This window comes from Pseudomonadota bacterium (assembly GCA_039028935.1).
Taxonomy (GTDB): Bacteria; Pseudomonadota; Gammaproteobacteria; order Steroidobacterales; family SZUA-146; genus SZUA-146.
In genome coordinates this window covers 24,329-51,309 of record JBCCHD010000025.1, presented here as the reverse complement: position 1 = coordinate 51,309, position 26,981 = coordinate 24,329, and the positions used below count along the sequence as shown (strand labels likewise).

Below are 26,981 nucleotides of genomic sequence, written 5' to 3'. Positions count from 1 at the left end.
TGATTGAGATAGCGCAGTCGATTGTGTTGGCAATCTATTTGCCGCACTTGATTGCTGTCATCAGGCTGGATCTCTAAGGTAGTCAACGCAATCGAAAGCTGCTCGAGGCGATGGTGACACTCGCGCAAAATCTCAACAAACAAATCGTTGCTGAAGGGGTCGAAAAACCGGCTCATATGGCGCAGCTCAAAGAACTCGGCGTTGAATTCATGCAGGGCTACGTGCTGGGCAAGCCGCTCGCCGCGTCACGAATCGGCCGGTTTCTTCGCGATCAAGGCGATGCATCAAGCACGGAGTGATCGACGCCGGCTACGCGTGTTCAGGGTCAGACAGCACACCGCGACCCACCACACGATTAAGGCGCTCCGCCGGCTGCATTGATAAACGAGCCGGTCACATACGAAGCATCGCTGGAGAGCAACCAGCGAATCGCTTGTGCGACCTCTAGCGCTTCGCCTCCACGCGCCATCGGGATGTGAGCCGCGAGTCGGTCGACTCGGTTAGGATCGCCACCGTCAGCGTGCATGTCGGTATAGATAAAGCCCGGTCGCACACTGTTCACGCGCACCCCTTCGGCGGCGACTTCTTTGGCCAGTCCGCGCGTCAGCGCATCCATCGCCCCTTTTGAGGCCGCATAGTCAACGTATTCATCCGGTGACCCGGTGAGTGCGGCTACCGACGAAACATTGACGATCGCACCGCCTTGGCCGCCTTGCTGCGTCGACATGCGTTTGATCGCCTCGCGACTGCATAAAAAAGCACTGGTGACGTTATGGCGCAATACTCGGTTGATGCGTTGTTCATCGAGATCGAAGACGCGCGCCTGATTCGATAGCACTGCGACGTTATTCACGAGTGCATCCAAACGGCCGAATTCCTGGTCGATCGCGTCAAACAAGCGCACCACTTCCCGCTCCTTCGAGACATCCGCTTGCACGGCCAGAGGTCGGGTATGCGCGAGAGACTCGCTCAACGCCTGGGCCGCCTCTTGGCTGCGTCGATAGTTAATGCAAACACGGTAACCTTCCTCGGCCAGTAGCCGAACGGTCGCTGCGCCGATACCACGACTGCTGCCGGTGACTAATACCGTCGGTTGAGCAGAGCGCGCTGAATGCGTCATGAGTGTTCCTCATTGCCCAGTGAACCCACAGTGTAACCCGTGCGGAAATCGCGGCAATAATCATGGTATTAAGCACGACGTTAATGCGGGTGTCTGTTCTGAGTAATGGGCACTCATAAAAAAAGCCGAACCGGAAAAGCGGCTCGGCCTTTTGGGCTTTATGCGGTCGCGTCGTACCGCATGGCGAGTGGTCAGGCGGCAGTATGCAGTGTTGTATCACGCGATGCGGCTGACCCGGCCATAAGCTCTTCGGTCGTGAAGTCATCGACTGCCGAGAGTGCCTGAACTTCCTCGTCGAAGGCCAAATACTCTCGCGCTTCATCGGCACTAAATACGCCTGCTTCAACCGCGGCTTCGACGATCGCAGGTGGTGCACCATCCCGGATTCTCCCTTCTTTGATCGCACTGCGCAGTGTTTTCTCGAGTGCTTCGAACGCGTCTGCGCGACGCATCAGCTGATCGATGCGACCCGGGATGTTGTTGTGTGTGGGCGTGAGGAAAATGCCGGAGACCAGTCGTTCGCGTGTATCGGACGCGCGAATCATGAGTTCGGCCACCTTGCGATCGAGTTCATCCGACGGTGCCGAATACATCCGACCACGAGGGAATACAAGCATGCGCAGTACGAGGGCCAATGCGCGATTGGGTAAATTGCGAATGACGCCGTGGAGCTGCTCTTGTGCGGTGTACATGAAATGTCGAACTGCCCAGTCGACCACCGGTAAGTCGTCGCTCGGGCGACCTTCGTCTTCAAATTTCTTCAGTACGCAGGAGGCGAAGTACAGGCAGCTCAGAATGTCGCCGAGTCGACCTGACAGCATCTCGCGTTTTTTGAGCCCGCCCTGCAGGCTCATCATCGCTACATCGGCGGCAAGCGCATACGCTGAGCTGTAGCGGTTAATTTGCTGATAGTACTTTTTGGTTGGCCCATCTACCGGTACAGGTGTGAGTCGGGATGAGCTCAGCGCCAGCAAGAACGAGCGAGACGCGTTGGCGCAAGCATTGCCGATCATGCCAAACAAATTGCGGTCGAAATTCTCGAGCGCCTGTGAACTCTCGTCATTGCATGCCTCAATTAGATTGAGCATGTAAGGATGGCAGCGAATGGCGCCCTGACCAAAAATGATCAGAGAGCGAGTCATGACGTTAGCGCCTTCAACGGTAATGCTAATCGGCACGGCCTGATAGCCTCGGCCCAAATAGTTGTTAGGCCCTAGGCAGATGCCCTTGCCGCCGTGAATGTCCATGGCGTCGTTGGCGATGTCACGCGCAAACTCGGTGCAGTGGTATTTGAGAATGGCGGATGGCACGCCCGGTTTCTGACCTCGATCGATTTCACCACAGGTGTACTTGACGGCTCCGTCCATCGCGTATGTGAGTCCAGCTATCCGCGCGATGAGTTCTTGAATGCCCTCGAACTTGCCGACGGGCAAGTTGAATTGTCGGCGAATCCGGCCGTAGGCACCGCTCGATGCTAAGGCCGCCTTGCCACCGCCGGCGGCGGTCGAGGGGAGCGAGATCGACCGACCAACAGTGAGGCATTCAACCAGCATGCGCCAGCCTTCACCGGCCATGTCGGCGCCACCGATAATGTAGCTCAGTGGAATGAACACGTTGTCGCCTTGTGTCGGTCCATTTTGGAACGGCACGTTGAGTGGGAAGTGTCGCCGACCCGAGGTAACACCGGGCAGGTGAGACGGAATCAGCGCGCAGGTTATACCGAGGTCTTCGGTCTCCCCGAGCAGACTGTCCGGATCGTACATGCGAAAAGCTAACCCGATCACGGTGGCCACCGGGGCGAGCGTGATGTAACGCTTGTTCCAGTTCAGCCGAAGTCCGAGCACTTCCTCACCGTCAAACGTTCCTTTACACACGATGCCCGTGTCGGAAATCGACGTGGCATCGGAACCGGCACGTGGACTGGTCAGACCAAAACACGGAATCTCTTCGCCGACAGCCAGTCGCGGCAGGTAGTAGTTTTTCTGCTCTTCTGTCCCGTAGTGCATGAGCAGCTCACCCGGGCCTAACGAGTTGGGTACGGCAACGGTTGAGGCGACGGTCGCGCTGCGGCTGGATAATTTGGCGATGACAGCCGAATGGGCCAGCGCCGAGAATTCGAGGCCGTTGTAGGCTTTGGGAATAATCATGGCGAAGAATTTCTGTTCTTTCAGGTAGGTCCAGATGTCTTCGGGGAGGTCGGCGAGCTCGTGCGTGATTTGCCACTCGTCGATCATCGCGCACAGTTCTTCAACCGGTCCGTCGAGAAACGCTTGCTCTTCTTCAGTGAGCGTGGGCTTGGGTGCACCGAGTAGTTCTTTCCAATCTGGATTACCTGAGAAGAGATCGCCGTCCCAGCCCACTGTGCCCGCATCCAGTGCCGCACGTTCCGTATCGGACATTTCGGGCAAGGCTTTGCGCATCAGCGCGAGCGCCGGTTTGCTCAGCGTATTCCGGCGCCAGTCGGCCATGTTGAGTGCCACCAAGCCGGCCAATGGAATGAGCAACAGTGTGTACCAAAGGAAACCGCCATCGCCAAAGACCAGATAGGCCAAATAAAACCCAGCTGCTGCGAAGGTGGTGTGCTTGAGCGATGCGCGAGTAAAGCCCAAGGCCAGAGCACCACCGATAAACGTGAGAAGCCAAAAAAGCGTCGACATGACCGTTTTCCTTTCAATACCTTTGATTCTGGAGCGACTATAGCTCGAGATGATGCGATGCCGCAATTGACAATAATCTCAATAGCGAGAATATTCAATTAAAACAGAAAGATAAGTTTGAAAAAAAGCGTAAATTTGGCTCAAGTTCTGCGCTCAATGGGCCCAAAAAAGCCACTCGAGCGAGTGGCTTTCGGGGTTTACGGATAGGGCGGCCTTGAGCCCCGCATGGCGTTGCGCCGCTTTGCGAGGCGCTGAACCCGCTTAGCGTAAGGCTATTAGGACAGAACCATCGATCGGCAGGCGCTACAGCAAGTGCGCCACGCCGTCACGCTCTTCTTGTAGCTCAGCGCGTGTCTCATCCATGCGCTGTCGGCTGAAGTCGTCGATCGATAAGCCCTGAACGATACGATAGTGACCGTTTTCGCAGGTGACCGGAAACGAGTAAATGACGCCTTCAGCAATCCCATAACTGCCATCGGATGGGATGGCCATGCTGACCCAATCACCATCGGCGGTGCCCAGCGCCCAGTCTCGAATGTGATCGATGGCCGCGGACGCGGCGGACGCCGCCGAGGAAGCGCCACGCGCTTTGATGATTGCGGCGCCACGTTTTTGAACGGTGGGAATAAAATCGTCGCGGGTCCAGCTATCATCGACCAACGATGGGGCGGCGGCACCATCAACCGAGCAGTGGTTTATGTCGGGATATTGGGTCGCGGAGTGGTTGCCCCAAATCGTCCTCTGCTTGATGTCGTTGACGTGCTTGCCCGTTTTTTCAGCCAGTTGGCTCAGTGCGCGATTGTGATCGAGCCGTGTCATCGCTGTGAAATTAGCGGGGTCGATGTCGGGCGCGTTCTGTTGGGTGATGAGTGCGTTTGTATTCGCCGGGTTGCCCACCACGAGTACTTTGATATCACGACTCGCGTGGTCTTTAATGGCTTTGCCCTGAACCGAAAAAATCTTCGCGTTAGCCTCGAGAAGGTCTTTACGCTCCATGCCGGGGCCGCGCGGGCGGGCGCCGACAAGCAGCGCGTAATCGGCGTCTTTGAAACCCACATTGGGATCATCGGTGGCGACGATACCGGCGAGCGTCGGGAAGGCACAGTCATTGAGCTCCATGACGACACCATTGAGCGCATCCATAGCGGGAGGGATTTCAAGTAAGTGCAGAATCACAGGCTGGTCTGGACCCAAGAGTTGACCCGAGCCGATGCGAAACGCGAGTTGATAACCAATTTGACCGGCAGCGCCAGTAATGGCGACCACGACGGGCTTGTTCATAGCGAGCTCCCTGAGAATGGCGTTGAGGGCGCTGATTCTAACACTGTCGATGCCCGGAAGCGCCGCTTTTTTAGCGACTCATTTAGCGGATTTTCGAGTGATTTCAAGTTGACGCTGCCCCATCAATTAGGGCGTTTCGGCCGGTGTGTCGAGCGTCACCGGTAGCGGCATGATAATTACAAGGTCTGGAAACAGTGCGCGGTAGGCGGCGAGCTGTGCACAGGCATCTGTGTACTCACCGTCTTCTCCGAGTTGACGAATATATTGAAGCCATGTCATCGCATCGCGTTTGGGTGTGGCCAGTCGCGCTGCCACCTTGGCGCGTTCGATGACCTCGGCATCAATGCCAAGCGCGTCGAGATCACACACGTACACTGGTGGGGCCGGTTGACGAACAGCGGACGCCGCCATGGATGATTGCTCGGCCTCGGTGAGCGATCGCTGGCGCGCATTTTTCAGTGCCTGCCCTTTTGCGGTGGGGCGTTCAAAGCGATGTTCTCGTTCGTCGGGTACGCGAGACCCTGTGACCAGAATTTCCTCGAACTCTATGTGATCGCTGGAGCGTTCATCGGCAAGCAACGGATCATCTGATTCGACCGAGTCAGACGGTGCTGCGGAACCTGGCGGCGTTGCCATGCTGACGACCTGCTCATCGGATGTTGATTCCGACTCAACGACGGGTGCGTCATTGGGTGAGGTGCTTGCGAACGCCGACTCGCTGTCAGCCGCTGGCGCACGGGTGTTGTCTTCATCCACCTCCATCGTTTCATTGGATCCGACCGTAAAGCGATCCTCTTTTCCTGAACGGACGACCTCCGTTGGTGGCTGCGGCACCGGCGCGCGCACTGACCGGGCCTCGGACGCCAATGGCGAGCCGGAGGCTTCGAGCTCAAGAGGGGTGGTTTTGGGCGCTCGCGCCGCGTCAACCGTGGGTTGCTCCGCCGCTTGACTAGGCTTGGAGGCAGCCGTATCGGCGGTGACCTCTTGACGTTCCACACGACCGGCGTCAATCGGTTGAGTAAGGCCGCCGCCGGCGTTCGAGTCGGTGCGTGGCGCCGGTTGGCTGACCGTTGAATACACGTCAGTCTCGGCTGAGTGGTCGTTGAGTGTGGTCGCGACATTGACGCCGAGTAGAACCGTGGCAGCGAGTCCAACCGGCACCAACCAGGCCGGGCGGCGGGGTGTGGGTTCGTTGGCTTCCTTGGCCTGCGCCAATATTGCCGCATCGAGCGACGCCGGAGGCATCTCGGTGCGCGTTGCCTTGTAGAGGTGTGAGAGCTCGGTTTCGTTGGGTGTTGTATCAGTCATAGGTGAGCCTGCTGATCATCGGCAAGAGCGGATCGAAGTTTTTGAGTGGCGTACCGCAAGCGGCTTTTGACGGTCTCTCGACCAATGCCGAGCACATCACCGATGTCGCTCAGCGATAAACCGCCTTCCTCCTTTAACAAGAACGCTTCACGCTGTTCGTCCGGCAAAGCGGCGATCGCGCTGAGTAGCCGTTGTTGAAGCGCAGCCGCATCGGCCAAAGACTCTTGAGTGGGATCGGTCGAGGCCGGATCGACCTCATCGCCGACGACCACCAGATGCGGCAACCGCTGATGTTTGCGACCTTGATCGATCAACAGGTTGTGGGCGATGCGATAGAGCCAGGTAGTAAATTTAGCGGTAGGTTGATAGCGCTCGCGCGCCTGAATAACGCGTGCCCAGGTGTCTTGAAACAGTTCGTCCGCCATCTCCACCACGCGGCACTGGCGTTTGAAGTAGCGATACAGCGGCCCTTTATGTCGGGCGTACAGTTCACCAAACGCGTCGGTGTCGCCGCGGCCATAGGCCATCATCAGTTCTTGGTCGGAGCGCTGCCCATCCATGGCCAGTACTTTAAGCAAGCCGGCACCAGAAGGATACCGTTGTCGACGTATTAAAGCCGACGTCATGGGGTCGGCCCGCTACGGGGCTTGGGGCCGACCACCGCTCGCGCCGTCCTTGGCGCTGGCGGTAGGTGATTAATCGGTGACCGCAATTTGTTGGGCACCTTGTTCGTCAAATAGCATGTCCGCGGTATTGACCAGATCAACGAACTCGTGACGATAGCCATGAGGATCGCGGTCTATCGCGCCACGGGCCAGTTGTTCGACATCGTCAAAGCCATAGCGACCCGTGTGCACATCACCACAGAGCAGTTGACCAAATGCCGCCACGGCGGCACTGAAGCGTAGGTTGTCGGTGCTGTCCTCAAGACTTTGCAAAGTGGACAGGCGTACCGGCGTGCCGATCTCTGTGCTGATGTCCCCGTGCGGTTGTTTGTAGCGCAGTCGGATAAAGCCGATTTCCGATTGCGCGCTGAGGTCGCCGGTTTGTGTGCGTTTTTCTGCCTGATAGCGAAGCGGATGCACGCTGCGAGAACTGCTGGAAACCGGCACCAGTTCGTAGAGTGCGGTCACGGTATGGCCGGCGCCGATCTCCCCCGCGTCGACGCGGTCGTTGATGAAGTCTTCTCGATTCAGTGCCCGATTCTCGTATCCGATCAAGCGGTATTCAGCGACCACGGCGGGATTGAACTCGATCTGAATTTTGACATCCTTGGCGATGGTGTGGAGCGTTGAGGTGATTTCGTTGACCAGTACCTTGCGCGCTTCTTTTTGCGAGTCGATATACGCGTAGTTGCCGTTGCCGGCATCGGCCAATTGTTCCATGAGATGATCGTTGTAGTTACCCGAACCAAAGCCCAGTGTCGTGAGCGACACGCCGCTTTGACGTTTGCGTTCGGCTAGGTCTTTGAGCGCCTCAAAATCGACCGTCCCCACATTAAAGTCACCGTCGGTGGCCAGCACAATGCGGTTGATGCCGTCCTCAATAAACGCTTCTTCTGCGAGCTGATACGCCAGGCGGATGCCGGCTGCGCCATTGGTCGAACCGCCGGCCTGCAGTTGACGCAGTGCGCGCGAGATGGCGCGTTGATTGTCCCCGGCAGTGGGTTCTAGCACCACACCCGACGCGCCGGCGTACACAACAATTGAGATGCGATCGCGCTCGTTCAGTTGTTGCGTCAACAGACGGAACGATTTTTTAAGTAGGGGCAGTTTGTTAGCACTGTTCATCGAGCCAGACACGTCCAGCAAAAAGACAAGATTGGCCGCAGGGCGGTCGGCGGCTGGGACTTCATAGCCTTTGAGGCCAATCTGGAGCAGCCAGTTATCACTCCATGGCGCGCGCGATAGTTCGGTATTCACGCTGAACGGCACATCAGAGGAGTCGGGCGTCGGATAGTCGTAATCAAAATAGTTGATGAGCTCTTCCACGCGCACCGCGTCCTGAGGCGGGAGTTGGTCATTATTCAAAAAGCGTCGCACATTGGCATACGCGCCGGTATCAACGTCGACGCTGAACGTGGACACCGGGTTGTCGCGCGTGAGCGTTACGGAATTTCGTTCGATCACCGCATAGTTTTCCCGGTTCTGCACAGAGAGATAAGGCGGTGCGTGAACCGACATGTCGCGGACCGAAACGGCGGGCGCGATCGCATTCAATGCACCATCGCGTTCTTGCCTGTATTGCTTGGCCTCTGCCTGGTTCGCCACGACCGGTTGGGGCTGTGGCACGGGCGAGGCGTCAGGCACTCGTGAGCCGGTGACAATCACCTCCTCAAACGCGTCGTTTCGTTCGACCGAGGGGGGTGACGGTTTTGCGGTCGTGTTGACGCGATCGGTGCTGCAACCGGGGAGCGCTACGGCGGCGGCACATAGCATGACGGGTAACGGGTGGAAGCGGTAGGTCATCGGTCTCTCCTAAGTATTTTTGCTGCGAGTAACCCTATAAACGACCGGTTGAAGCGAATGGGGTTAATGTCGCGAACGCTGTCGATGACGCCGAAGCGCCTGGCGGCGGTGCGGGTGCGCCGGGCATCGACCAGATCGTCGGCGCTGCGCGCCACAGTTCGACCCCCCCCCTTGGACCGACTGTCGCCCGTTACCCAGTCGAGGCGCGTGATAAAGGTGGTTTGAGGGTCGGATTAGCCAGGGTGTGGCGACACCTACTCACGGGGTTCTGGTGTTTGGTTCGCCCGGGGAATTCGGGTGGTTTTTCGTCTGCTACCACACCTGGAATCCGTGCGTGAGTTCAAATAAGCCATGTATTTCAGTCAATTACAGAAAAGTTGGCAATCTCGAGACTTGGTGTTATAGTACACTACAACACCACGACACAAAGCCAACCGATACCGGTGGGCCGCACGACTACAGAGATACGCACTTATGGATCCAAATTGGAACGACAATCAGCCTATTTATCGGCAGCTTAAGGAACGCGTCATCGCGATGGTTCTCGAAGGCATTGTGACCGATGGGGATTCGTTGCCATCGGTTCGCAACGTTGCCGCCGAATACAAACTCAATCCACTGACGGTGCTAAAGGCGTATCAGGAATTAGTGGATGAAAACCTGGTCGAGAAAAAAAGAGGACGCGGAATGTTTGTCAAAACGGGCGCTAGCGAACAACTCATGCACAACGAGCGAGAGCGATTTCTCGCGGAAGAGTGGCCGGACATTCAGGCCAAAGTGGAACGACTCGGCCTGACGCCAAAAGAATTATTGGCGACGGCGACAACGAAGGATGCCAGCGAATGAGCGACATGATTACAGCGCGTGGATTGATTAAAGCGTACGGTTCAACCCGCGCGCTCGACAACACATCCTTTACCGTTGAACGCGGCCGCATTGTGGGTCTGGTCGGACCAAATGGTGCGGGTAAAACCACTGCTTTGCGGGCGATGCTGGGCCTGACGAATTTTGATGGTGATTTGTCGATCTTGGGTATCGATCCACGCACCGATCGATCACGCCTGATGGAAAGCGTGTGTTTCGTTGCGGATATCGCGGTGCTACCGCGCTGGTTGCGAGTTAACCAAGCGGTTGATTTTATGCAGAACGTGCATCCAAAGTTTAATCGCGCTAAGGCCGAAGCGTTTTTGAGTCGCACCAACATTGTGCCATCACACAAAGTCAAAGCACTGTCGAAAGGGATGGTCGCTCAGCTGCACCTCGCGTTGGTGATGGCGATCGACGCGGAACTGTTGGTGCTCGATGAGCCGACACTCGGTCTCGATATCCTGTATCGCAAAAAATTCTACGAGTCACTGCTCAATGACTATTTTGACGACAATAAGACCATTGTTGTGACCACGCACCAGATTGAAGAGATTGAGAATATCCTCACCGATGTACTCTTTATTCGCAATGGTCGAATTGTGTTAGATAGCAGCGTCGAAGAATTGGCTGACGCCTTTACGGAGGTGCTGGTGAAGCCTGAGCACGCCGATACGGTGCGCCGCATGAATCCCATTCATGAACGAAGTGTATTTGGTAAGCAGTTGTTCTTGTTTGAAGATGTCAGCCGCGCCGATCTTGAGCCGTATGGTGAAATCCATACGCCCGGTATTTCCGACATTTTTGTCGCCAAGATGGAGATGGTTAGCTCATGAACTCCACGTCAAGTATTAAAACTTCTCAATGGCTGGTTCGCCGCGAGCTCTGGGAACACCGCTCGTTCTGGATTGTGCCTCTGGTCGTGATGAGTATCATTCTAATCGCCAATCTGGTGGCGGTTATCAAGGGTTCATCGCTGCAGATCGCCGGACCGTCGTTTTCGATTCAACACGGCTTCAGCGACACGCTCGTACCGATGATCCGCGAAGTCATATTGGCAGTGATGGTCGCCATATTTGGTGTGGCTGCGGGTATTGTTTCCATTTTTTACTTGCTGGATTGTTTGTACTCCGAACGCCGTGATCGCAGCGTGCTGTTTTGGAAGTCGCTGCCGATTTCTGACGCCCAAACCGTTGGCTCGAAGCTCTTCACGGGCATTGTCGTATTGCCTGTCATTGCGCTGATCGCGGCGGTGATCACGTATATTGCTATCGTGCTGTTACTGAGCCTTTCGTTCGGGTTTCGTGATGGATATCCCGTGGCGGGTTTTTGGAGCCCAGTGTTTTTGCTCAGCTCGGCGCTCAAATGGCTTATCTATACCATGAGTCAGCAGATTTGGTTTCTGCCCGTATACGCCTGGTTACTCTTTTGTTCGGCGTTCACCCGTAAAGCACCGTTTCTCGTCGCGACGCTTGTGCCGCTGGCCATTATTCTCGCTGAGCGCCTCGCGTACAGTCGCAGTTTCTTTATGGAGACCGTGGGTAACTACTTCATCGGTTTCTTTGCCGCTGCAGAAAATTCGGCGCCGCATTTGAACATAGACTCGACTGATTTCGGTACTGGCGAAGCATCTGTTGATTTTGGTGCGCTGGGCTTTTTGAACTACAGCCAGCTGTTGAGTCAACCGCAGTTTTATGTGGGCATCGCGGTTGCTGCGGCCCTCATTTACGCGTCAATCTGGTGGCGCAGACACAACGTCGAACTTGGATAGACCAGAACTGCCAGACAGTGTCTGGGTACTTGGCAATACACTTTATTAGGGAAGAACATCATGACTAGTTACACACGCACACGCACCGCTCGACAACTGTATGCCTGGGTTCTCATGGCCGCCGCGGTGGCTGTGCTGATCTTCGGTTCTGCCAACGCTGACGTTAATCGCGACAGCGAAACGCGCGTTGAGGCCTTCAGCTATGAGGTTAACGGCCGTACCGTATTTCTCGGTAATCTGGCCGGTGAAATCACGCTGTCCGCTGCGCGCGGCGACGAAGTGGAGGTTACCGCTACCGTTGTGGCGGGTGGCCGCGACGCACGGGACAATCTGGCGCTCGTGAGCTTTGAAGATGAAACCAAGAACGGTCGCCTGGTGTTACGCACACTGTATCCTACGGATGAGTACGATACCTATCTCTACGACCGAGACGGCCGCGGCAGCTCGCGGACCTCGTTTCGTTACAACGGCGAAAAGGTGGTGGTAGGCCATGGTCGCCGGGTACGGGATGGTATTGAGCTTCATGTGGACTACGACATTAAGCTCCCCGTTGGCGTGAATTTTATCGTCAACAATGGAATGGGACAGATTACCGCCGAAGGTATTGACGGTGAGTTTCATTTAAAAAACAAATCGGGTCCTGTGTCGGCGAGCAATACTGCAGGCACCATCAAACTCGACACGGGTTCGGGGTCGATCACTGGTGTCCAGCATCGAGGGGACCTGGTAGCGGATTCTGGCTCGGGACGCGTCAAAATCAGCGACGTGTCGGGCAACGTCTTGGCGGATACCGGGTCTGGCTCGATTACGGCTGACAATGTGGGCGGTGAGCTGCGCGCAGACACCGGTTCGGGGTCGGTGCAGGCGCGTAATGTTCAAGGCGAGGTGTTTGTTGACACCGGCTCAGGTCGGGTCACGCTCAATGACGTGGGCGGCTCGCTCAGCGTGGATACCGGTTCAGGTTCGATCGATGTCGAGGACTGGCGAGGTGGCGATGAGCTTGAGCTGGACACGGGTTCCGGCAGTGTGTCGGTGCGCGGTAACTTTGCGAACGTTGATCGGCTGCGCGTCGACACCGGCAGCGGCAGCGTATCGCTGGTGTCCAGTACGGTGCCCAATATGAAACTCAACGTATCGGCACGCCCTGGAATCGACGTGGACTTTCCGGATATGACCGATGTGAAGAAGTCACGCAGCTCGTTCCGAGGCACCATCGGCGCCGGTTCGGGCAGCGGCGAAATCGATACCGGTAGCGGCAAGGTCAGTTTCCGACTCGAGGCACTCTAAACGCTCTCCCTGTTTGCTCTTGTTGGTAAGCCGGGCCCCTCCCGTTACCAAGAGCAAGGTGTGTCCGCGACCGGTTCTGCCCACCGGCGCGGACACTTTTTTTCGTTGAGCCGTGCTCGGGGGCGATATCGCGCGCGCGATCGATCAACAATCTGTCTCGACCGACGTTGAGTGCGACTCGTGTTATGCGTGCGTTCAGCGGTTCGTATGTTTACTGTTACGTCGGTCACCCTCATCACGTGCATCACCACCCGATTCTTCGACCCGGTATACGAGCGTGTTAGCATGACCGCGTCGATGACAGTTGTTTGGAGTGATCCATGACCGCGTTTCGTTTTTCGAGTGTGTTGATCCTACTGGCGCTCACCGCCGCGTGCAGCGATGACAAGCAGGACACGGCTGCCGCCGATGTTCCGTTTGCGTCGACCTATCAACCACTGCCTTCCAAGCCTGTACTGATCACCAATGCACGCATACTCATCGGCAATGGTGAAGAGCTCGAAAACGGCAGCCTCCTCCTGCAGGACGGTGTGATCGCTGCGGTTGCGCCCAAAATTCGTGCGCCGCGTGACACGATTGAAATCGACGCATCTGGAAAGTGGGTGACGCCAGGCATCATCGACAATCACTCGCATCTGGGTGTCTATCCATCGCCGGGCGTGCGCGCGCACTCCGACGGCAACGAAATGACGGCGCCGGTGACGGCCGAAGTGTGGGCCGAACACTCCGTTTGGCCACAAGATCCGGGATTTGCCGCGGCATTGGCCGGCGGTGTAACCACGCTGCAGATTTTGCCAGGCTCTGCCAATCTGATTGGCGGTCGAAGCGTGACACTGAAAAACGTCCCCTCTCGCACGGTGCAGGGGATGAAATTTCCGAACGCCCCATACGGATTAAAAATGGCCTGCGGCGAAAACCCCAAACGCGTGTATGGAGAGAACAAAGGTCGCGCACCGGGTACACGGATGGGGAATGTCGCGGGTTATCGCGCTGCTTGGATCGACGCGAAGAAGTATCAAAAAAAGCTCAACGCGGCAGCGGATGGCGGTGGTGAGCCGCCCGATCGTGATCTCAAGTTAGAAACTTTGGCGGGCGTGCTCAACGGCGACATTCTTGTTCATATTCATTGTTATCGCGCCGATGAAATGGCGGTAATGCTCGATCTTGCTGAGGAATTTGATTACTCCGTGGCAGCGTTCCACCATGCGGTAGAGGCATACAAAATTGCCGACTTGCTCGCGCAAGCCGACGCTTGCTCGGCGATGTGGGCCGATTGGGGCGGATTCAAAATGGAAGCGTTTGATGACGTGCGTGAGAACGTGCCAATGGTGGCGAACGCCGGTGGCTGTGCCATCGTGCATTCGGACTCGTCGGTGGGCATTCAACGACTCAATCAAGAAGCCGCCAAGGCACTCGCCGCTGGCCAGCGTGTTGGCATCAATTTCACTGAAGCGGATGCGATTGCTTGGCTCACACGCAATCCGGCGAAATCGCTCGGCATTGTGAGCGTCACCGGCACGTTGGAGCAAGGCAAGATGGCGGATGTGGTCATTTGGAGTGGCAATCCATTCAGCGTTTATACGCAAGCGGAAAAAGTGTATGTCGACGGGGCACTCATGTACGACCGCTTCAATCCCGCTCATCAGCCGGTCTCAGATTATGTACTCGGCCATCGTACAGAAAATGGAGGCACACAATAATGAAACGCTCTCTAGTCGGAATGGGCTTAATCATGTTGATAGGGTGCGCGTCGGCGGCTGCCGAAATCGTGGCCATCACCGACGCAACGGTGCACACCATGGGTCGCAGCGGGACGCTCGACAACGCGACGGTGCTTATCGATGACGGTGAAGTGGTTGCCGTCGGATTGGATGTGGACATACCGGCAAATGCACGGATTATCGAGGGCAGCGACAAAATTGTTACGCCGGGTGTTTTCGACACGGTGAGTGCGCTGGGCGTTCGCGAAGTCGGTGCGGTTGATTCGACTGTCGACGTGGAGGCGAGCAGTACCTCAGGGCCCGCGTTCAAAGTGGTTGATGGATTTAATCCGCGCTCACCCACCCTGGTCGTGAATCGAATCGAAGGGGTAACGCGTGGTTTTTTATTGCCCAACCCAAACAGCGAAGGACACGTGCTTGCCGGGACCGGGTCGGTTGTGCACTTTGGCGCCACGCGTGATTACATCGTCAACGACAATGCCGCCGTGGTGGCCTACCTTGGTGAACAGGGCGCCGCTATGGCCGGCGGGGCACGTGGCCATGCACTGTTATCACTTGAAGCGGCCCTAAGCGATGCCGAGGATTATCGCGACGACAAAGAGGGATACGACACGGGCTCGACACGTGAGCTCAGTCTGGGCAAAGTGGATCTAGAGGCACTGCAGGGCGTTATTCGTGGGCGGATGCCCTTGGTGGTTGTGGTAAACCGCGCGGCCGATATCGAGCGCGTACTTGATCTTGCCAACGAGTACGCCATCGATCTGATTCTTTATGGCGGCGCTGAAGCTTGGATGGTGGCTGATCGCCTGGCTGAGGCTGGGGTGACAGTCGTACTCAATCCCATTCAGAACCTTCCCAACCAATTTGAGACACTCAACTCAACCTTTGATAACGCCAGGCGGCTGCATGTCGCCGGCGTAACCATCGCATTTTCGCATGCCGACACGCATAACCCACGGAATTTGACCCAGCTCGCCGGCAATGCGGTGGCCAATGGATTGCCGTGGGACGTCGCACTGCGCGCGATTACGGTGACGCCTGCCGATCTATTCGGCGGTAGTGATACGTGTTGTGCGATTGAACCTGGCAACGTCGCGGACCTGGTCGTATGGCCGGCCGATCCGCTCGAAGTCACCACCTATGCCGATCACGTGTTTATTCAGGGCAAGGAAATGCCCATGAAGAGTCGGCAAACCCTGCTTCGCGATCGCTATTTGGATCTCAAAGATGACCTGCCGTTTATGTATCGAAAATAGCGGTCAACGCGACTCGTGAAGCGCCCTGCACACCGCATTTGCGCCCTCTGGGCGATAATGATCGGCTGCTGGTCACCCGCGGCAATCGCTGCGCCGTATCAGACGGTGGTGAATGCGTCGAAGGCCGCGGTCGCGGCGAGCGATACCAACGGGGTAGTCGTGCAGGTGGAAGCACCTGTGTCGGTGCCGCGATCACCACCGAGGGCGCTTAATTTCGCGCCAAATGTTTCCGACCCCCAGTTTAAGAACGTGCGTCTGGTGATGCAGCCCGGCGCCGCCAACAGCGATCACAGTAATACGGTGGCCCAGCTTTTTTACGGCGCCCGACGGTCGATCGCACGTGGCATTCACACCGCCTATGTGTTCCCGTCGACGCATTGGCTGGCGCGACTCAGTCAATGGGATCTCAACCCGGATCACACCGACAATCTGTTTCCCGGTCCGGTCGTCAATCATAGTTGGGTGGCTAACTCCAGATCGGCGGCCAATCTATTGCGTCGTGCTGACTACAGCGCGGTCAGCAACAACATATTGCACGTGACGGGCGTGCGCCGTCGCGGTGCCGGCGATCATCTAATGGCCGGAGGCTATAACGCCCTGGTGGTCGGGGGTTCGACCCAAAACATCGATACACCGTACCCGCCCGTCGATGCGTTTTATGACCAAGGACGCACGCGCCCTCATCTTGTCGGTCCCTATCCCCATGCCAGTGCCGCCGCACCGATTGTGTCGGCAGCGGCGGTGAGGCTCAATGCGCTTGCTGCCGATCGCGATATGTTGCTCGCTAAAACTCGTCACGGCAGCGCGCAACTTCCAGTTGAACTCGTTCGCGCCATTTTTATGGCCAGTGCCCGAGGCAATTTTGAGATCGAAGCGAAAGGCGAGGTGGTGGTGAATGCATTTGGTACGTTGGGCGTGACGGATAACGGGCTGGATAAGCGGTTTGGTATGGGTATGCTCAATGTCGACGCCGCCGAGGATCTGTTCTCCATTGGGGCGGACGCTGTCGGCGACATCTATGCTGAGCAGGGATTCACCTATAACGCCATCGCCACAAAGGGTGTGAACGACATTCGCGTCACGCCCGATCGAGATGGATGGCTGCAGCTCTCGCTGTCCTGGTTAGCGGATATTCGTGTTACCGACACGGGACTGTTGGCGTCTTTGCCAGATTTTGATCTGCAGTTACTTGCCTCGAGCACTGTCGATAGCGAGCAACGTGAAAGTGAACACACCGCGCAGGACGACCATGGGCCGGATGCGCCGCTGGTACTGCTGGCCCAATCAGCCGCGCGCGCGGACAGTACCGAAAATTTGCGTGTTCGAGTCGAACGTGGGCGCGACTATGTTGTGCGCATCGTGCGCCGTGATGATGGCGATCCCTGGCCAGTGGCGTTGGCCTGGTACCGCCATTGATCGCGGTTAGGGCATTGTCGCGTCGAGATGTTCGGCCAGGAACGCCCACTGATACGCGTAGTCTTCAATAATCATCCATTTGGGTTTGCCGGCGCCGTGGCCGGCGCGCGTTTCGATGCGCGCTAATACCGGGTGTTCGCACGCCTGACGGTGTTGTAGCTCTGCCGCGAATTTGTAGGAGTGCCATGGCACGACACGGTCGTCACGATCCGCCGTGGTAACGAGCGTCGGCGGATAGCACGTGTCGTCGTTCACATTGTGAACGGGGGAGTAGGCATAGAGCGCGGCGAACTCCTCCGCGTTCTCAGATAGGCCGTAGTCGCTGGACCAGGCGCGCGCGTTGGCGCTTGGCGTGTGGTATCGCAGCATGTCGAGCACGCCGACAGCGGGGAGCGCAGCGCCGAACAAATCAGGTCGTTGGGTAAGTGCAGCGCCAACCAGCAAGCCGCCGTTGCTGCGACCGCTAATGCCAAGGTGCTGGCTCGATGTGTACCCTTGTTCGATCAGAAACTCGGCGGCGGCAATAAAGTCATCGAATACATTTTGTTTGTCGGTCTTAGTGCCGGCCTTGTGCCACTGTTTGCCGTACTCACCCCCGCCGCGCAAATTGGGTATGGCCACCACGCCGCCCATTTCGAGCCACACGATGTAGGCTGTTTTGTAGTCGGGCGTGAGCGATATATCGAAACCGCCATAGCCGTACAATAGCGTGGGATTGGACCCATCGCGCGTGATGTTCTTCGGCGAGATAATAAACATCGGAACACGCGTGCCGTCTTTGCTGGAATAGAACACCTGCTCGGTCTGATACTTCGAAAAGTCAGCCTCAACGTTTACGTTTTTAAACAGTTTGGCCTCGCCAAGTGACAGATCGTAACGGTAGACCGACGGTGGCTCGGTAAAGCTCTCGAAGCTAAAAAACGTTTCGCTCGTATCACTACTGCCATCGAAACCACTCACCGTGCCGATCCCGGGCAATGCCAGTTCGGTCAGCAGTTCGCCTGCTGGCGAATGCACTTGCACAAACGACTTAGCGTCACGCAGATAGTTAATGAACAGTTGACCGCCCGTCAGCTTGGCGTCGTCGATCGCTTCATCGGTGGTCGCAACGACCTCGCGCCAATTAGCAGGCGACGGCGTGTTGGGGTCGACCGCGATGACGCGCCAGTTGGGCGCCTGGTTAGTGGTCACAAAGTAGAGTTCATTATCAATCTGTCCCAGATACCAATACAGTGCATCCCAATCATCCATGAGGCGCACGACGTTGTCGGGGTCGGTGCTGTCGACTAAGTGGACGGCGTTGGCGTTATAGCCCTCGCTGATGCCGATAACGAGCTGCTTGCCGTTTTCCGTCACTTCCGCATACGGATTGTAGCGGGGATTTTCGGGGACCGAGTAAACCAGCACATCGTTGATCTGTGGTTGACCGATACGGTGGCGGTAAACCGATACCGCTTTGCTGCCATCGCCCACGCCATCGCTTTTTGCTGGGTAGCGACTGTAGTAGAAGCTTCGACCGTCTGGTGTCCAGGAGACCGACGTAAACTTGGTGTAAGTGATGAAGTCGTCGAGATCTTGTCCAGTCTCAGTATTGCGTACGCGCCACGTGCGCCAATCGCTGCCACCGTCCGATAAACTGTAAGCCACTAACGTGCCGTCGGGACTGGGTTCAACTTGGTACAGCGCGACGGTCCCATCTTCGCTAAAGTCCATCGGATCGATGAACGGACGTGGCGTTGTGTCGAGATCGGTGGTGACATAGACGATCGATTGGTTCTGATTGCCATTGTTATAGCGGTAAAAATAATAATCTCCGTATTTGCGCGGCTTGGTGTAACTCTCGTAATTCCAAAGTTGGGTCATGCGTTGGTTTATGACTTCCTGCAGAGGCAGGGCCTCGAGATACGGCTCGGCTAATTGATTTTGTGCGGCGACCCATTCTTGGGTGTCGGCAAGATCGGCGTCCTCCATCCAACGATAGGGATCGGCAACCTGTACGCCGTGATACGTATCGGTCACTGAACCGCGTTTGGACTCGGGGTAACTCAGCGCTGCGCTCTTGTTATTCATGCTGGTGTGGGACTCATTGGTGGTCTCGTCCTGCGTACAGGCACCGAGGATCAGCGCCAAAAGTGCGGTAAAAAGAGCGCTTCGTTTGGTGGGCGTCATGCCATTCTCCCAGATTGATGCGAATCAAAGATCGCCCCACTTGGAGCGTCGTTTTAATTTGAGTCTCGGTAGTACGAGGCCGGCCATAATCCCGAGTATGAGTGTGCCGGCACCCGCCATGAACCACACTTGCCGGCTGCGCGCCGACAGCGTGGCGTTCTGTGCCTGGAGTGTCTGAATCTGATTCTCAAGATTGGCTTTGGTGGCGGTCAGCGTACGGTTTTGCTCAGCCGTTTGGATTGCGTTGGCGGCGGTGCGACGAATGTCGTTGAGTTCGTCGGTCAGTCGCGTGTTGTCACTTTGAAGGTTCGATTGCGACGCGCTGTAATCCGCATTATCGCCTTTAACGCTGGCCAGTTCCGCCTCGAGTTCCGCAATTCGCTCAGCATTGCGTGCCAACCGCTGATTGGCGATGGCGAGTTGGTCACGCGCGATGGGTTGATAGGTGACGAACCGCGCCAGCACAAATCCTTCGGTGCCGCCCTCGGTCGTGACGCGCGCGTAGCCCGTCTCTTCATTGGTGCTCAACACGTCAAGACGTTCGCCGCTGGAGAGCATGCGAATAATTGAATTACGCGTGCTTTCGCCGGTGCGAAGGGTGACTTCCAGTTCGTCGTTGATATAGCCGGTGCGGGCACTCGCTGGCAGGCTGACTGATAGCCAGGCACCGAGGGTGAGTAGCGCAAACAGCGCGCGACCAGGCGGGGTCTGAATCATCATTTTCTCTTGTGCTTTTAGGAACTTGGCTTATATACAGCCCGAAACCCCGATTCTAGCGCGTTTCCGCGTGCGGGTGGTGGCGATTGGTGTTGGCATTTGCTAACTTTCGGACGGGTTTACCTGTTGAATCAAGCACAAAGGCTCCCTATGTCGCGACTGTTAATGTGCCTCACCGCAATGTGGCTCAGTGCCCCATTTGCGGCGGCAACCACTTTGGATCTGGATCTCAACCGGTCCGCTTCTTGGTTAACAGTAACCGACTCCGGGCCGTATTCGCCTGTAGAAGATCAGCCACACCATTCCCCGGTTGTGCAGGGGAACACCACCGTGCTGTGGGCATTGGATGAAGTGAGCCGTTTGTGCCGGCAGCTGGATGAGAAACTGACGTCGATTGACTACGACGAATGCGCCGCGGCGAATCTTCAGCCGAGTGGTGCGTATTCAACACTTCATCGCACCATCGCCTATCGGGATGTGCAGCCCAGCGATCGAGAGCCGGTCGGTAAAGTACTGCTCATCGGCGGTATTCATGGCGATGAGTACAGTTCGGTGACCATCGTTTTTCGCTGGCTACGCGAGCTGGAACAGAACAGCGGCCCATTTCATTGGCGAGTAGTGCCCACACTGAATCCTGACGGATTGTTGATGCCGCCCAGAATGAGTCAGCGCATGAACGCGAATGGGGTGGATTTAAACCGCAATTTTCCCACCCCCAACTGGGAACGGGAGGCGATGGACTACTGGGTCAATCGCACGCGTAAGAGCAAGCGCCGCTATCCAGGCAAGGCCCCGTTGAGTGAGCCCGAGTCACGCTGGCTCGCCAAACAGATCGATGAGTTCAAACCCAATGCGGTTATTTCTGTTCACGCCCCGCACGGTATTGTTGATTTTGATGGTCCGCTGGTACCCCCGGATAATTTGGGGCCGCTCGAGCTGCGTTTGCTCGGCACTTACCCTGGGTCGATGGGACGCTATGTGGGTGTTTATCGTGGCATACCGCTGCTCACCGTTGAGCTCGAAAGCGCCCTGCGTATTCCGGATGACGATGATGCCGAGAAAATCTGGCAGGACACGATGGCGTGGCTTGAGAACCGGGTGATCAATACCGAAAAACCACGCGTTGAGCAGGCGCTCGACACGCCGATGCAGTCGGACGATGAGACCGATAACGCGAATTTGTAAATGAGTAACACGTACACGCATCCGCACACGAGCGCTGCGGATGTGTCCACCACGCTCAGGCAGCGTTTGCTCAATTGGACTCTTCGAACTGTGATCAAGCGTCGGTTGCGCGCACTGCCTGTCGAGCAAGAAGCCATTGCTCAGCAGCGGCAGCGAATCGAAGGCCTCGCTCAGCGTTTCTTGCCGAACGACAAGCGGGTGGTCATTAAAGAGGGTCATCTTAAGGATGTGGCGGTGGAGCACATCACGCCGACAGAGCTCGCGGCGGATCTTCCGAATCATGTCGTGTACTACATCCACGGTGGTGCGTTCATTCTCTGTTCTCCTCGCACGCATCGGGGGATCACGGCGCCGCTTGCGCGCTATACTGGCTGCGAGGTCGTTGCGGTCCAGTATCGTCTCTGTCCCGAGCATCCCTATCCAGCGGCCGTGTCTGATGTAGTGTCTGTGTATCGCGCGCTTTTGGAAACACGGGATGCCAGGCAAATTACTATCGCCGGCGATTCAGCAGGCGGTAACCTGGTGTTGGCTCTATTGCACGCCGCACGGGAAGCAGGACTGCCGATGCCGGCCAGCGCGGTGTGTTTGTCTCCCCTGACGGATTTGACCGGTAGCGGCGAGAGCATTCGCACCAACATTCGTCATGATGTGTTGCTCCCAGGTGAGCGAATGGTTGAACTCGCCAAACTGTATCTCGATGGTGCGTATATCCGCGAGCCGACGGCCTCGCCTTTGTTTGGCGATTTTGACGGGTTTCCGCCGATGCTTTTTCATGTCGGCGATCGCGAAATTTTGCTGGACGACAGTTTGCGTGTCATCGACAAGATTCGACATAGCGGCGGGGAGGCGCATTGTCGTATCTGGCCCGATTTGCCTCATGTTTTTCACGCTTTCTCGAGCTATCTGCCCGTTGCGCACCAGGCGTTGCAGGAAGTGGCCGACTTCATGAGCGCACGGTTTAAGTCAGCGGTCGCGTCGCGCTAATGGTGATCGGCTTATTGTGATGGATTGCCGTCTGCTGCGGTATCGATCGTAACTAATTTAGACGCGATGGACCGAGTTGCTTTGACGCGTTGCTCAACCGGCGTCGTGGTAGTATTGGCGCCCCATTCGTGCGTCGCGTGGCGACGCGGAGAGAGCCAATGAAACTTCGATGTGTCTTAGGTCTGTTGATGCTCGGTTTAGCGGGTTGTGACGCGTCGACCGGCAGCGCACCGCCCGCGAGCGAGAACGCTGCGTCGACCACCGGCGCGCAGATCGCGGCCGGCACATGGCGAGCGGTCGTGGAATTACCAGGCGGCAACATGCCGTTTACGATGGACGTGCTCGATGAGCAAGCCGAGGGCGTGAAGGCCTTTATTATTAATGGTGAAGAGCGCGTACCGGTCAACTATTTAACCCAGGATGGCAGCCGGGTTCTCATCGATTTTCCAGCGTTCAACAATCGCTTGGTGATGACGCTCGACGGCGACCGCATGACTGGGTCGCTTACGCTCACCAAGCGCCACGGCAAGTTGCAGGTAATGCCGGTAACCATGACGGCTGGGCAAGTGCATCGCTTCTTCGAGCAACCTCGAGTTGCCAATGCCGACTTTGGTGGTCGGTGGCGTGTGGAGTTTGTCGATGACGAGGGCGAAAAGTCCATCGCGGTTGCCGACTTTGTTCAGTCGGGTAGCGGTGTTACCGGTACCTTTCGAACACCCACGGGCGACTATCGATTTCTTGACGGAGCGGTAGAAGATCGCACGCTGTACTTGTCGACCTTTGATGGCGCACACGCGTTTTTGTTCGACGCGACGATGTCCGATGACGGCCGCCTAAGCGGTAATTTTTGGTCTGGCACGGAGTGGCATGAAACGTGGACAGCCGTACGCGACGATAACGCGGCGCTACCGGACGCCAATGACATGACGCGCATGAATGATTCGACGCAGGCGTTTGTCGTCGAGTTTCCAAATGTTGATGGCACACTCGTGCGCAGTAATGATGCCCGTTTCCAGGACAAAGTACTCATCGTCGCACTCGCGGGCAGCTGGTGCCCAAATTGTCACGATGAGGCTGCTTTCCTTGCGCCGTTCTATCAAGCCTATCGAGACCAAGGGCTGGAGGTGCTCGGTCTGATGTACGAACACTTGGATGATTTTTCCGAGGCGGCGGCACAGGTGGATCGATTTCGAGATAAGTTTGGTATCGAATACGAACTGTTGGTCGCCGGCAGCTCGGACAAATCAAAGGCGTCTGAAACGTTGCCGATGCTCAATCGTGTGATCGCCTATCCGACCATGATCGTGATCGATCGGAAAGGTGAAGTGCGACGTGTGCATACCGGCTTCAATGGCCCGGGAACCGGTGACAAGTACACTGAATTCCGTCGGGAGTTCACGGCCTTTATTGAACAACTGTTAGCAGAGGAGCAGAGCTGATGCCGTCTTTTGATGTGGTGTCCGAAGTGGACGAGCACGAATTGAATAATGCCGTTGATCAAGCCAATCGCGAAATTGGTAATCGTTTCGATTTTAAAGGTGTCAACGCCAGTTTTGCCCTCCAAGACAGTGTCATCACGCTGACCACAGAATCGGCGTTTCAGCTTAAGCAAATGATGGATGTGCTCCACTTGAAAATGACCGCACGAAAAATCGACATTGGCTGTCTTGAGGCCGGCGAGCCTGTGACCAGCTTGAGTAAGGCCACGCAGGTGGTGCAGGTTAAGCAGGGTATCGAGCAGGCGACCGCTAAGAAGATTGTGAAAATGATCAAGGATAAAAAGATGAAAGTGCAGGCGTCCATCCAGGGCGAAAAGCTACGCGTCACCGGAAAGAAACGCGATGACCTGCAGTCTGTGATGGCATTCCTTCGGGAATCCGATATCAAGTTGCCGTTGCAGTTCGATAATTTTCGGGATTGATTTTTAGCTAAGCAATACACAGAGAGTGGCGCCTTAACGCACCGCCACCGAGGGAGAGCGCATGACCGGTCGTTCAATACAATTTCCATCCAAGGACAAGCCGCTCAAAGACGATGTGAGTGAGCTGGGTGGATTGGTTGGTCGCGTACTCCGAGAGCAGTGTGGTGACGAGTTTTTCGAGTTGGTTGAGGATGCGCGAAAAGCCGCGATCAAGGGTCGGCAGATCGACGACCGCGATGAGCAACCATTAGCGGCGGTTATCGACGGTTTAGACTCGAAGGACGCGGCGAAGTTGGTCCGCAGCTTTTCGTCGTATTTTCAGATTGTGAATATGGCCGAGCGTATTCATCGTATTCGCCGTCGCCGCGAGTACATGCGTTCCGTGCAGGCGCCTCAAAGTGAAAGCATCGAGTGGGCCATGCGCGAACTGAAGCGTCAGGGAGTGAGCGCGGATGAGTTACACGAGCATCTAGCCGATTTGATTATTGAACCTGTGTTCACCGCGCATCCAACCGAGGCGACACGACGGTCTTTGCTCGAAAAGCAACAGCACATTGCGCGCCAGCTCATCCGCAAATTGGACCCGACGTTGACCATTCCGGAGCGTCGCGCGGTAATGTCACAGATTCAAAGTGAGATTACCGTTGCGTGGCAAACCGAAGAGCACCCCAGCGACCGCATTACGGTTGCTGATGAGCGCGACAACGTGTTGTTTTTCCTCACACAGATTCTGTATCGCGTGGTGTCGCCGTATTACGAGAGCTTGAGTCGAGCGTTTCACGAAGTGTATCCCGATGCCCAGCCGCTCGAGTCGTTCTCCATTTTGCGCTTCAGCTCGTGGGTGGGGGGTGATATGGACGGCAACCCGAATGTCACGGCACGCACAATCGAAGAGTCGCTAGAGCGGCATCGAAAAGCGATCATTCATCGCTACTACGACGAGGTCATGGAGCTATCCTGGCGCCTCAGCCAGTCTGCCAGTCGAATACCTATTGATGCCGATATTGTTGAGCGCATTTTGTTTTATCGCGAACTGCTAGGCGATCGGCTCAGTAAGGTACATCCACGTCACGAGACCATGTTCTATCGTCGGTTTTTACGACTTATCGCTGGCCGCTTACAGGCCACCCTGGATGATCATAAGGCAGGCTACTCAGGCCCAAACGAATTTCAAAGCGACATTCAGCTTATCGCTGACAGTCTTGCCTTGAACAAAGGCGAGCACGCGGGCCTATTCTTAGTCAATCGTCTGCTGGGGAAGATTCGCACATTCGGTTTTCATTTGGCGACACTCGATGTACGCCAGGATTCGATCGTATATCGCGAAGCGGTTGGCGCTGGTCTGGGTCACGCCGACTGGCTGGAAAAACCCGCCGCTGAACGCGTGGAACTGATCAGCGCGGCGCTTGATCAGCGGGCGCCAGCGGAGGATGTGGAAAATTCAGCGTTGAGCGACAGTCTGGACGTATTCACAACGATTTTGCGTTGCCGTGCGCGGTACGGTCGTAAGGCAATTGGGCCGTGTGTAATCAGCATGGCGCAGGATGCCGATGATGTGTTGTCTGTGTTGCTCTTGGCGCAGTGGGCAGGATTTCGACAAGAAGATGGGGTCATCGACTTGGACATTGCGCCACTGTTTGAAACGGTAGACGATCTTCAAGCCGGTCCGGAAGTGATGCGGCGTTTGCTGTCGCATGCGGTGTATTCACCACATCTCGATTCTCGCGATCGCCGACAGATGATTATGATCGGCTACTCGGACTCCAATAAGGACGGCGGCTTGGTTGCCGCGCGCTGGGCGCTACAGCAGGGTCAACGTGCGTTGGTGAATGTGCTCGCTGAGCACGATACCAAAGTGGTGTTTTTCCACGGCCGAGGCGGCAGTATCAGTCGAGGCGGCGGTAAATTTCATCAGGGCATTCTGGCCGCACCGCATGGATCGGTGCAGGGGCGTCTACGGGTCACCGAACAAGGCGAAATAATCAATGCCAAATATGGCCTGCGCGGTATTGCGATGCGCACGCTTGAGCAATCGACGTCGGCGGTGATGCTGGCCACGTTAGGTCAAGGTACGAGCGCATTTCCTGCCGAGTGGTTTGCCATAATGGATGAAATTGCGGCGACGAGCCGTCGGGCGTATCGCGATTTGGTGTACGACGATGAGAATTTCACGCGGTACTTTCGCGCATCGACACCCATCGATGTGATCGAGAAAATGCGCATCGGTTCCCGTCCGGCCTCACGGCGTCAAGGAGCAGGCGTGAAAGACCTGCGTGCGATCCCCTGGGTATTCTCATGGACCCAAAGCCGACAGATCATCACCGGTTGGTACGGTGTGGGCACGGGCTTTCAGTACGCGATTGATACCTATGGCGAGGCACGTGTGCGAGAGATGGTGGAAGCATCCGTGTTTCTACAAACGCTGCTTGATGATGTTGAGATGGTGTTGGCCAAAACTGATATGTCCATCGCGCGTCACTATGCGCGTCTGGCCGATGATGACGTCGGCTACATTTTCCAAAAAATTGAGCGAGAGTACGCCCGCACATGTGAAGTGGTCTTTAGTTTGAAAGGCACCCGCTCGCTATTAGAGGGCGACGCCACGCTCAAGCGCGCCATTATGCTGCGCAATCCTTATGTCGATCCGATGAGCTTTATTCAGGTTGATCTACTGAGGCGCTGGCGCGAAGGTGGGCGCGAAGATGGCGATTTACTCAAAGCGTTGCTGAGCACCGTCAATGGCATCGCCCAAGGGTTGCAGAACACCGGCTGATTCACGCTATTCCCAGTACGCACCATTGAGCCATCTTTCAATCCGTGACATCAAAGGCCGATGACGACGACACGGTCGTTTTC

At 56.4% G+C, this 26,981-nt stretch carries 20 protein-coding genes and 1 pseudogene; 13 read left to right on the top strand and 8 right to left on the bottom strand.

Annotated elements, in window-relative coordinates; translation table 11 throughout:
- Window positions 1-92 precede the first annotated feature (92 nt).
- Window positions 93-299 (top strand): annotated as a pseudogene (locus AAF465_12135) (EAL domain-containing protein).
- A gap of 56 nt (window positions 300-355) precedes the next feature.
- Here AAF465_12135 and AAF465_12130 read toward each other — a convergent pair.
- The 6 genes from AAF465_12130 to AAF465_12105 all read right to left on the bottom strand — a co-directional run bounded on the left by AAF465_12130 (window position 356) and on the right by AAF465_12105 (window position 8,834).
- Window positions 356-1,120 (bottom strand): SDR family oxidoreductase, encoded by a 765-nt coding sequence (locus AAF465_12130; GenBank protein ID MEM7083473.1) that lies wholly within the window; start codon window positions 1,118-1,120, stop codon window positions 356-358.
- A gap of 191 nt (window positions 1,121-1,311) precedes the next feature.
- On the bottom strand, window positions 1,312-3,777 hold the full coding sequence (locus AAF465_12125) for an acyl-CoA dehydrogenase (GenBank protein MEM7083472.1): 2,466 nt from the start codon (window positions 3,775-3,777) through the stop codon (window positions 1,312-1,314).
- Window positions 3,778-4,080: 303 nt separating this feature from the next.
- Window positions 4,081-5,058, bottom strand: coding sequence for a malate dehydrogenase (locus AAF465_12120; GenBank protein ID MEM7083471.1), 978 nt, complete (start codon window positions 5,056-5,058; stop codon window positions 4,081-4,083).
- A gap of 126 nt (window positions 5,059-5,184) precedes the next feature.
- The gene (locus tag AAF465_12115; GenBank protein MEM7083470.1) at window positions 5,185-6,366 is read right to left on the bottom strand and encodes a hypothetical protein; all 1,182 of its coding nucleotides are present in this window, start codon (window positions 6,364-6,366) and stop codon (window positions 5,185-5,187) included.
- Window positions 6,363-6,992, bottom strand: coding sequence for an RNA polymerase sigma factor (locus AAF465_12110; GenBank protein ID MEM7083469.1), 630 nt, complete (start codon window positions 6,990-6,992; stop codon window positions 6,363-6,365). The genes AAF465_12115 and AAF465_12110 overlap by 4 nt, the downstream gene beginning before the upstream one ends.
- Before the next feature lie 69 nt (window positions 6,993-7,061).
- A complete protein-coding gene (locus AAF465_12105; GenBank protein ID MEM7083468.1) occupies window positions 7,062-8,834 on the bottom strand; it encodes a VWA domain-containing protein in 1,773 nt (590 codons plus the stop codon).
- 474 nt (window positions 8,835-9,308) lie between these two features.
- Here AAF465_12105 and AAF465_12100 point away from each other — a divergent pair, with 474 nt between their 5' ends.
- The 7 genes from AAF465_12100 (at window position 9,309) to AAF465_12070 (ending at window position 17,149) form a co-directional block, all read left to right on the top strand.
- Window positions 9,309-9,680: a GntR family transcriptional regulator gene (locus tag AAF465_12100; protein MEM7083467.1), complete on the top strand. Its 372-nt coding sequence runs from the start codon at window positions 9,309-9,311 to the stop codon at window positions 9,678-9,680.
- Window positions 9,677-10,534 (top strand): ABC transporter ATP-binding protein, encoded by an 858-nt coding sequence (locus AAF465_12095; protein MEM7083466.1) that lies wholly within the window; start codon window positions 9,677-9,679, stop codon window positions 10,532-10,534. The genes AAF465_12100 and AAF465_12095 overlap by 4 nt, the downstream gene beginning before the upstream one ends.
- Window positions 10,531-11,469: a hypothetical protein gene (locus tag AAF465_12090; protein ID MEM7083465.1), complete on the top strand. Its 939-nt coding sequence runs from the start codon at window positions 10,531-10,533 to the stop codon at window positions 11,467-11,469. The genes AAF465_12095 and AAF465_12090 overlap by 4 nt, the downstream gene beginning before the upstream one ends.
- Before the next feature lie 60 nt (window positions 11,470-11,529).
- Window positions 11,530-12,756, top strand: coding sequence for a DUF4097 family beta strand repeat-containing protein (locus tag AAF465_12085; GenBank protein MEM7083464.1), 1,227 nt, complete (start codon window positions 11,530-11,532; stop codon window positions 12,754-12,756).
- Between the two features lie 320 nt (window positions 12,757-13,076).
- Complete coding sequence (locus tag AAF465_12080) at window positions 13,077-14,456, top strand: amidohydrolase (protein ID MEM7083463.1); 1,380 nt, start codon at window positions 13,077-13,079, stop codon at window positions 14,454-14,456.
- Window positions 14,456-15,733, top strand: a complete 1,278-nt coding sequence (locus tag AAF465_12075) for an amidohydrolase family protein (protein ID MEM7083462.1) — start codon at window positions 14,456-14,458, stop codon at window positions 15,731-15,733. The genes AAF465_12080 and AAF465_12075 overlap by 1 nt, the downstream gene beginning before the upstream one ends.
- Window positions 15,734-15,790: 57 nt before the next feature.
- On the top strand, window positions 15,791-17,149 hold the full coding sequence (locus tag AAF465_12070; protein ID MEM7083461.1) for a hypothetical protein: 1,359 nt from the start codon (window positions 15,791-15,793) through the stop codon (window positions 17,147-17,149).
- A 6-nt stretch (window positions 17,150-17,155) separates the two neighbouring features.
- Here the strand turns inward: AAF465_12070 and AAF465_12065 are convergent, their stop codons facing one another.
- Both AAF465_12065 and AAF465_12060 read right to left on the bottom strand, forming a co-directional pair.
- Entirely contained in the window at window positions 17,156-19,318 is a 2,163-nt protein-coding gene (locus AAF465_12065) for a prolyl oligopeptidase family serine peptidase (GenBank protein ID MEM7083460.1), read from the bottom strand.
- A gap of 24 nt (window positions 19,319-19,342) precedes the next feature.
- Window positions 19,343-20,035 carry a TIGR04211 family SH3 domain-containing protein gene (locus AAF465_12060; GenBank protein ID MEM7083459.1) on the bottom strand — a complete coding sequence of 231 codons (693 nt, stop codon included), beginning with the start codon at window positions 20,033-20,035 and terminating at the stop codon, window positions 19,343-19,345.
- Window positions 20,036-20,185: 150 nt separating this feature from the next.
- Here AAF465_12060 and AAF465_12055 point away from each other — a divergent pair, with 150 nt between their 5' ends.
- The 5 genes from AAF465_12055 to ppc all read left to right on the top strand — a co-directional run bounded on the left by AAF465_12055 (window position 20,186) and on the right by ppc (window position 26,898).
- Window positions 20,186-21,220: a M14 family zinc carboxypeptidase gene (locus tag AAF465_12055; GenBank protein ID MEM7083458.1), complete on the top strand. Its 1,035-nt coding sequence runs from the start codon at window positions 20,186-20,188 to the stop codon at window positions 21,218-21,220.
- Window positions 21,221-22,204 carry an alpha/beta hydrolase gene (locus AAF465_12050; GenBank protein MEM7083457.1) on the top strand — a complete coding sequence of 328 codons (984 nt, stop codon included), beginning with the start codon at window positions 21,221-21,223 and terminating at the stop codon, window positions 22,202-22,204.
- 158 nt (window positions 22,205-22,362) lie between these two features.
- Window positions 22,363-23,643: a TlpA disulfide reductase family protein gene (locus tag AAF465_12045; GenBank protein ID MEM7083456.1), complete on the top strand. Its 1,281-nt coding sequence runs from the start codon at window positions 22,363-22,365 to the stop codon at window positions 23,641-23,643.
- Entirely contained in the window at window positions 23,643-24,125 is a 483-nt protein-coding gene (locus AAF465_12040; protein ID MEM7083455.1) for a YajQ family cyclic di-GMP-binding protein, read from the top strand. The genes AAF465_12045 and AAF465_12040 overlap by 1 nt, the downstream gene beginning before the upstream one ends.
- Window positions 24,126-24,186: 61 nt before the next feature.
- Window positions 24,187-26,898, top strand: coding sequence for a phosphoenolpyruvate carboxylase (ppc, locus tag AAF465_12035; protein ID MEM7083454.1), 2,712 nt, complete (start codon window positions 24,187-24,189; stop codon window positions 26,896-26,898).
- The last annotated feature ends 83 nt before the right edge of the window (window positions 26,899-26,981 follow it).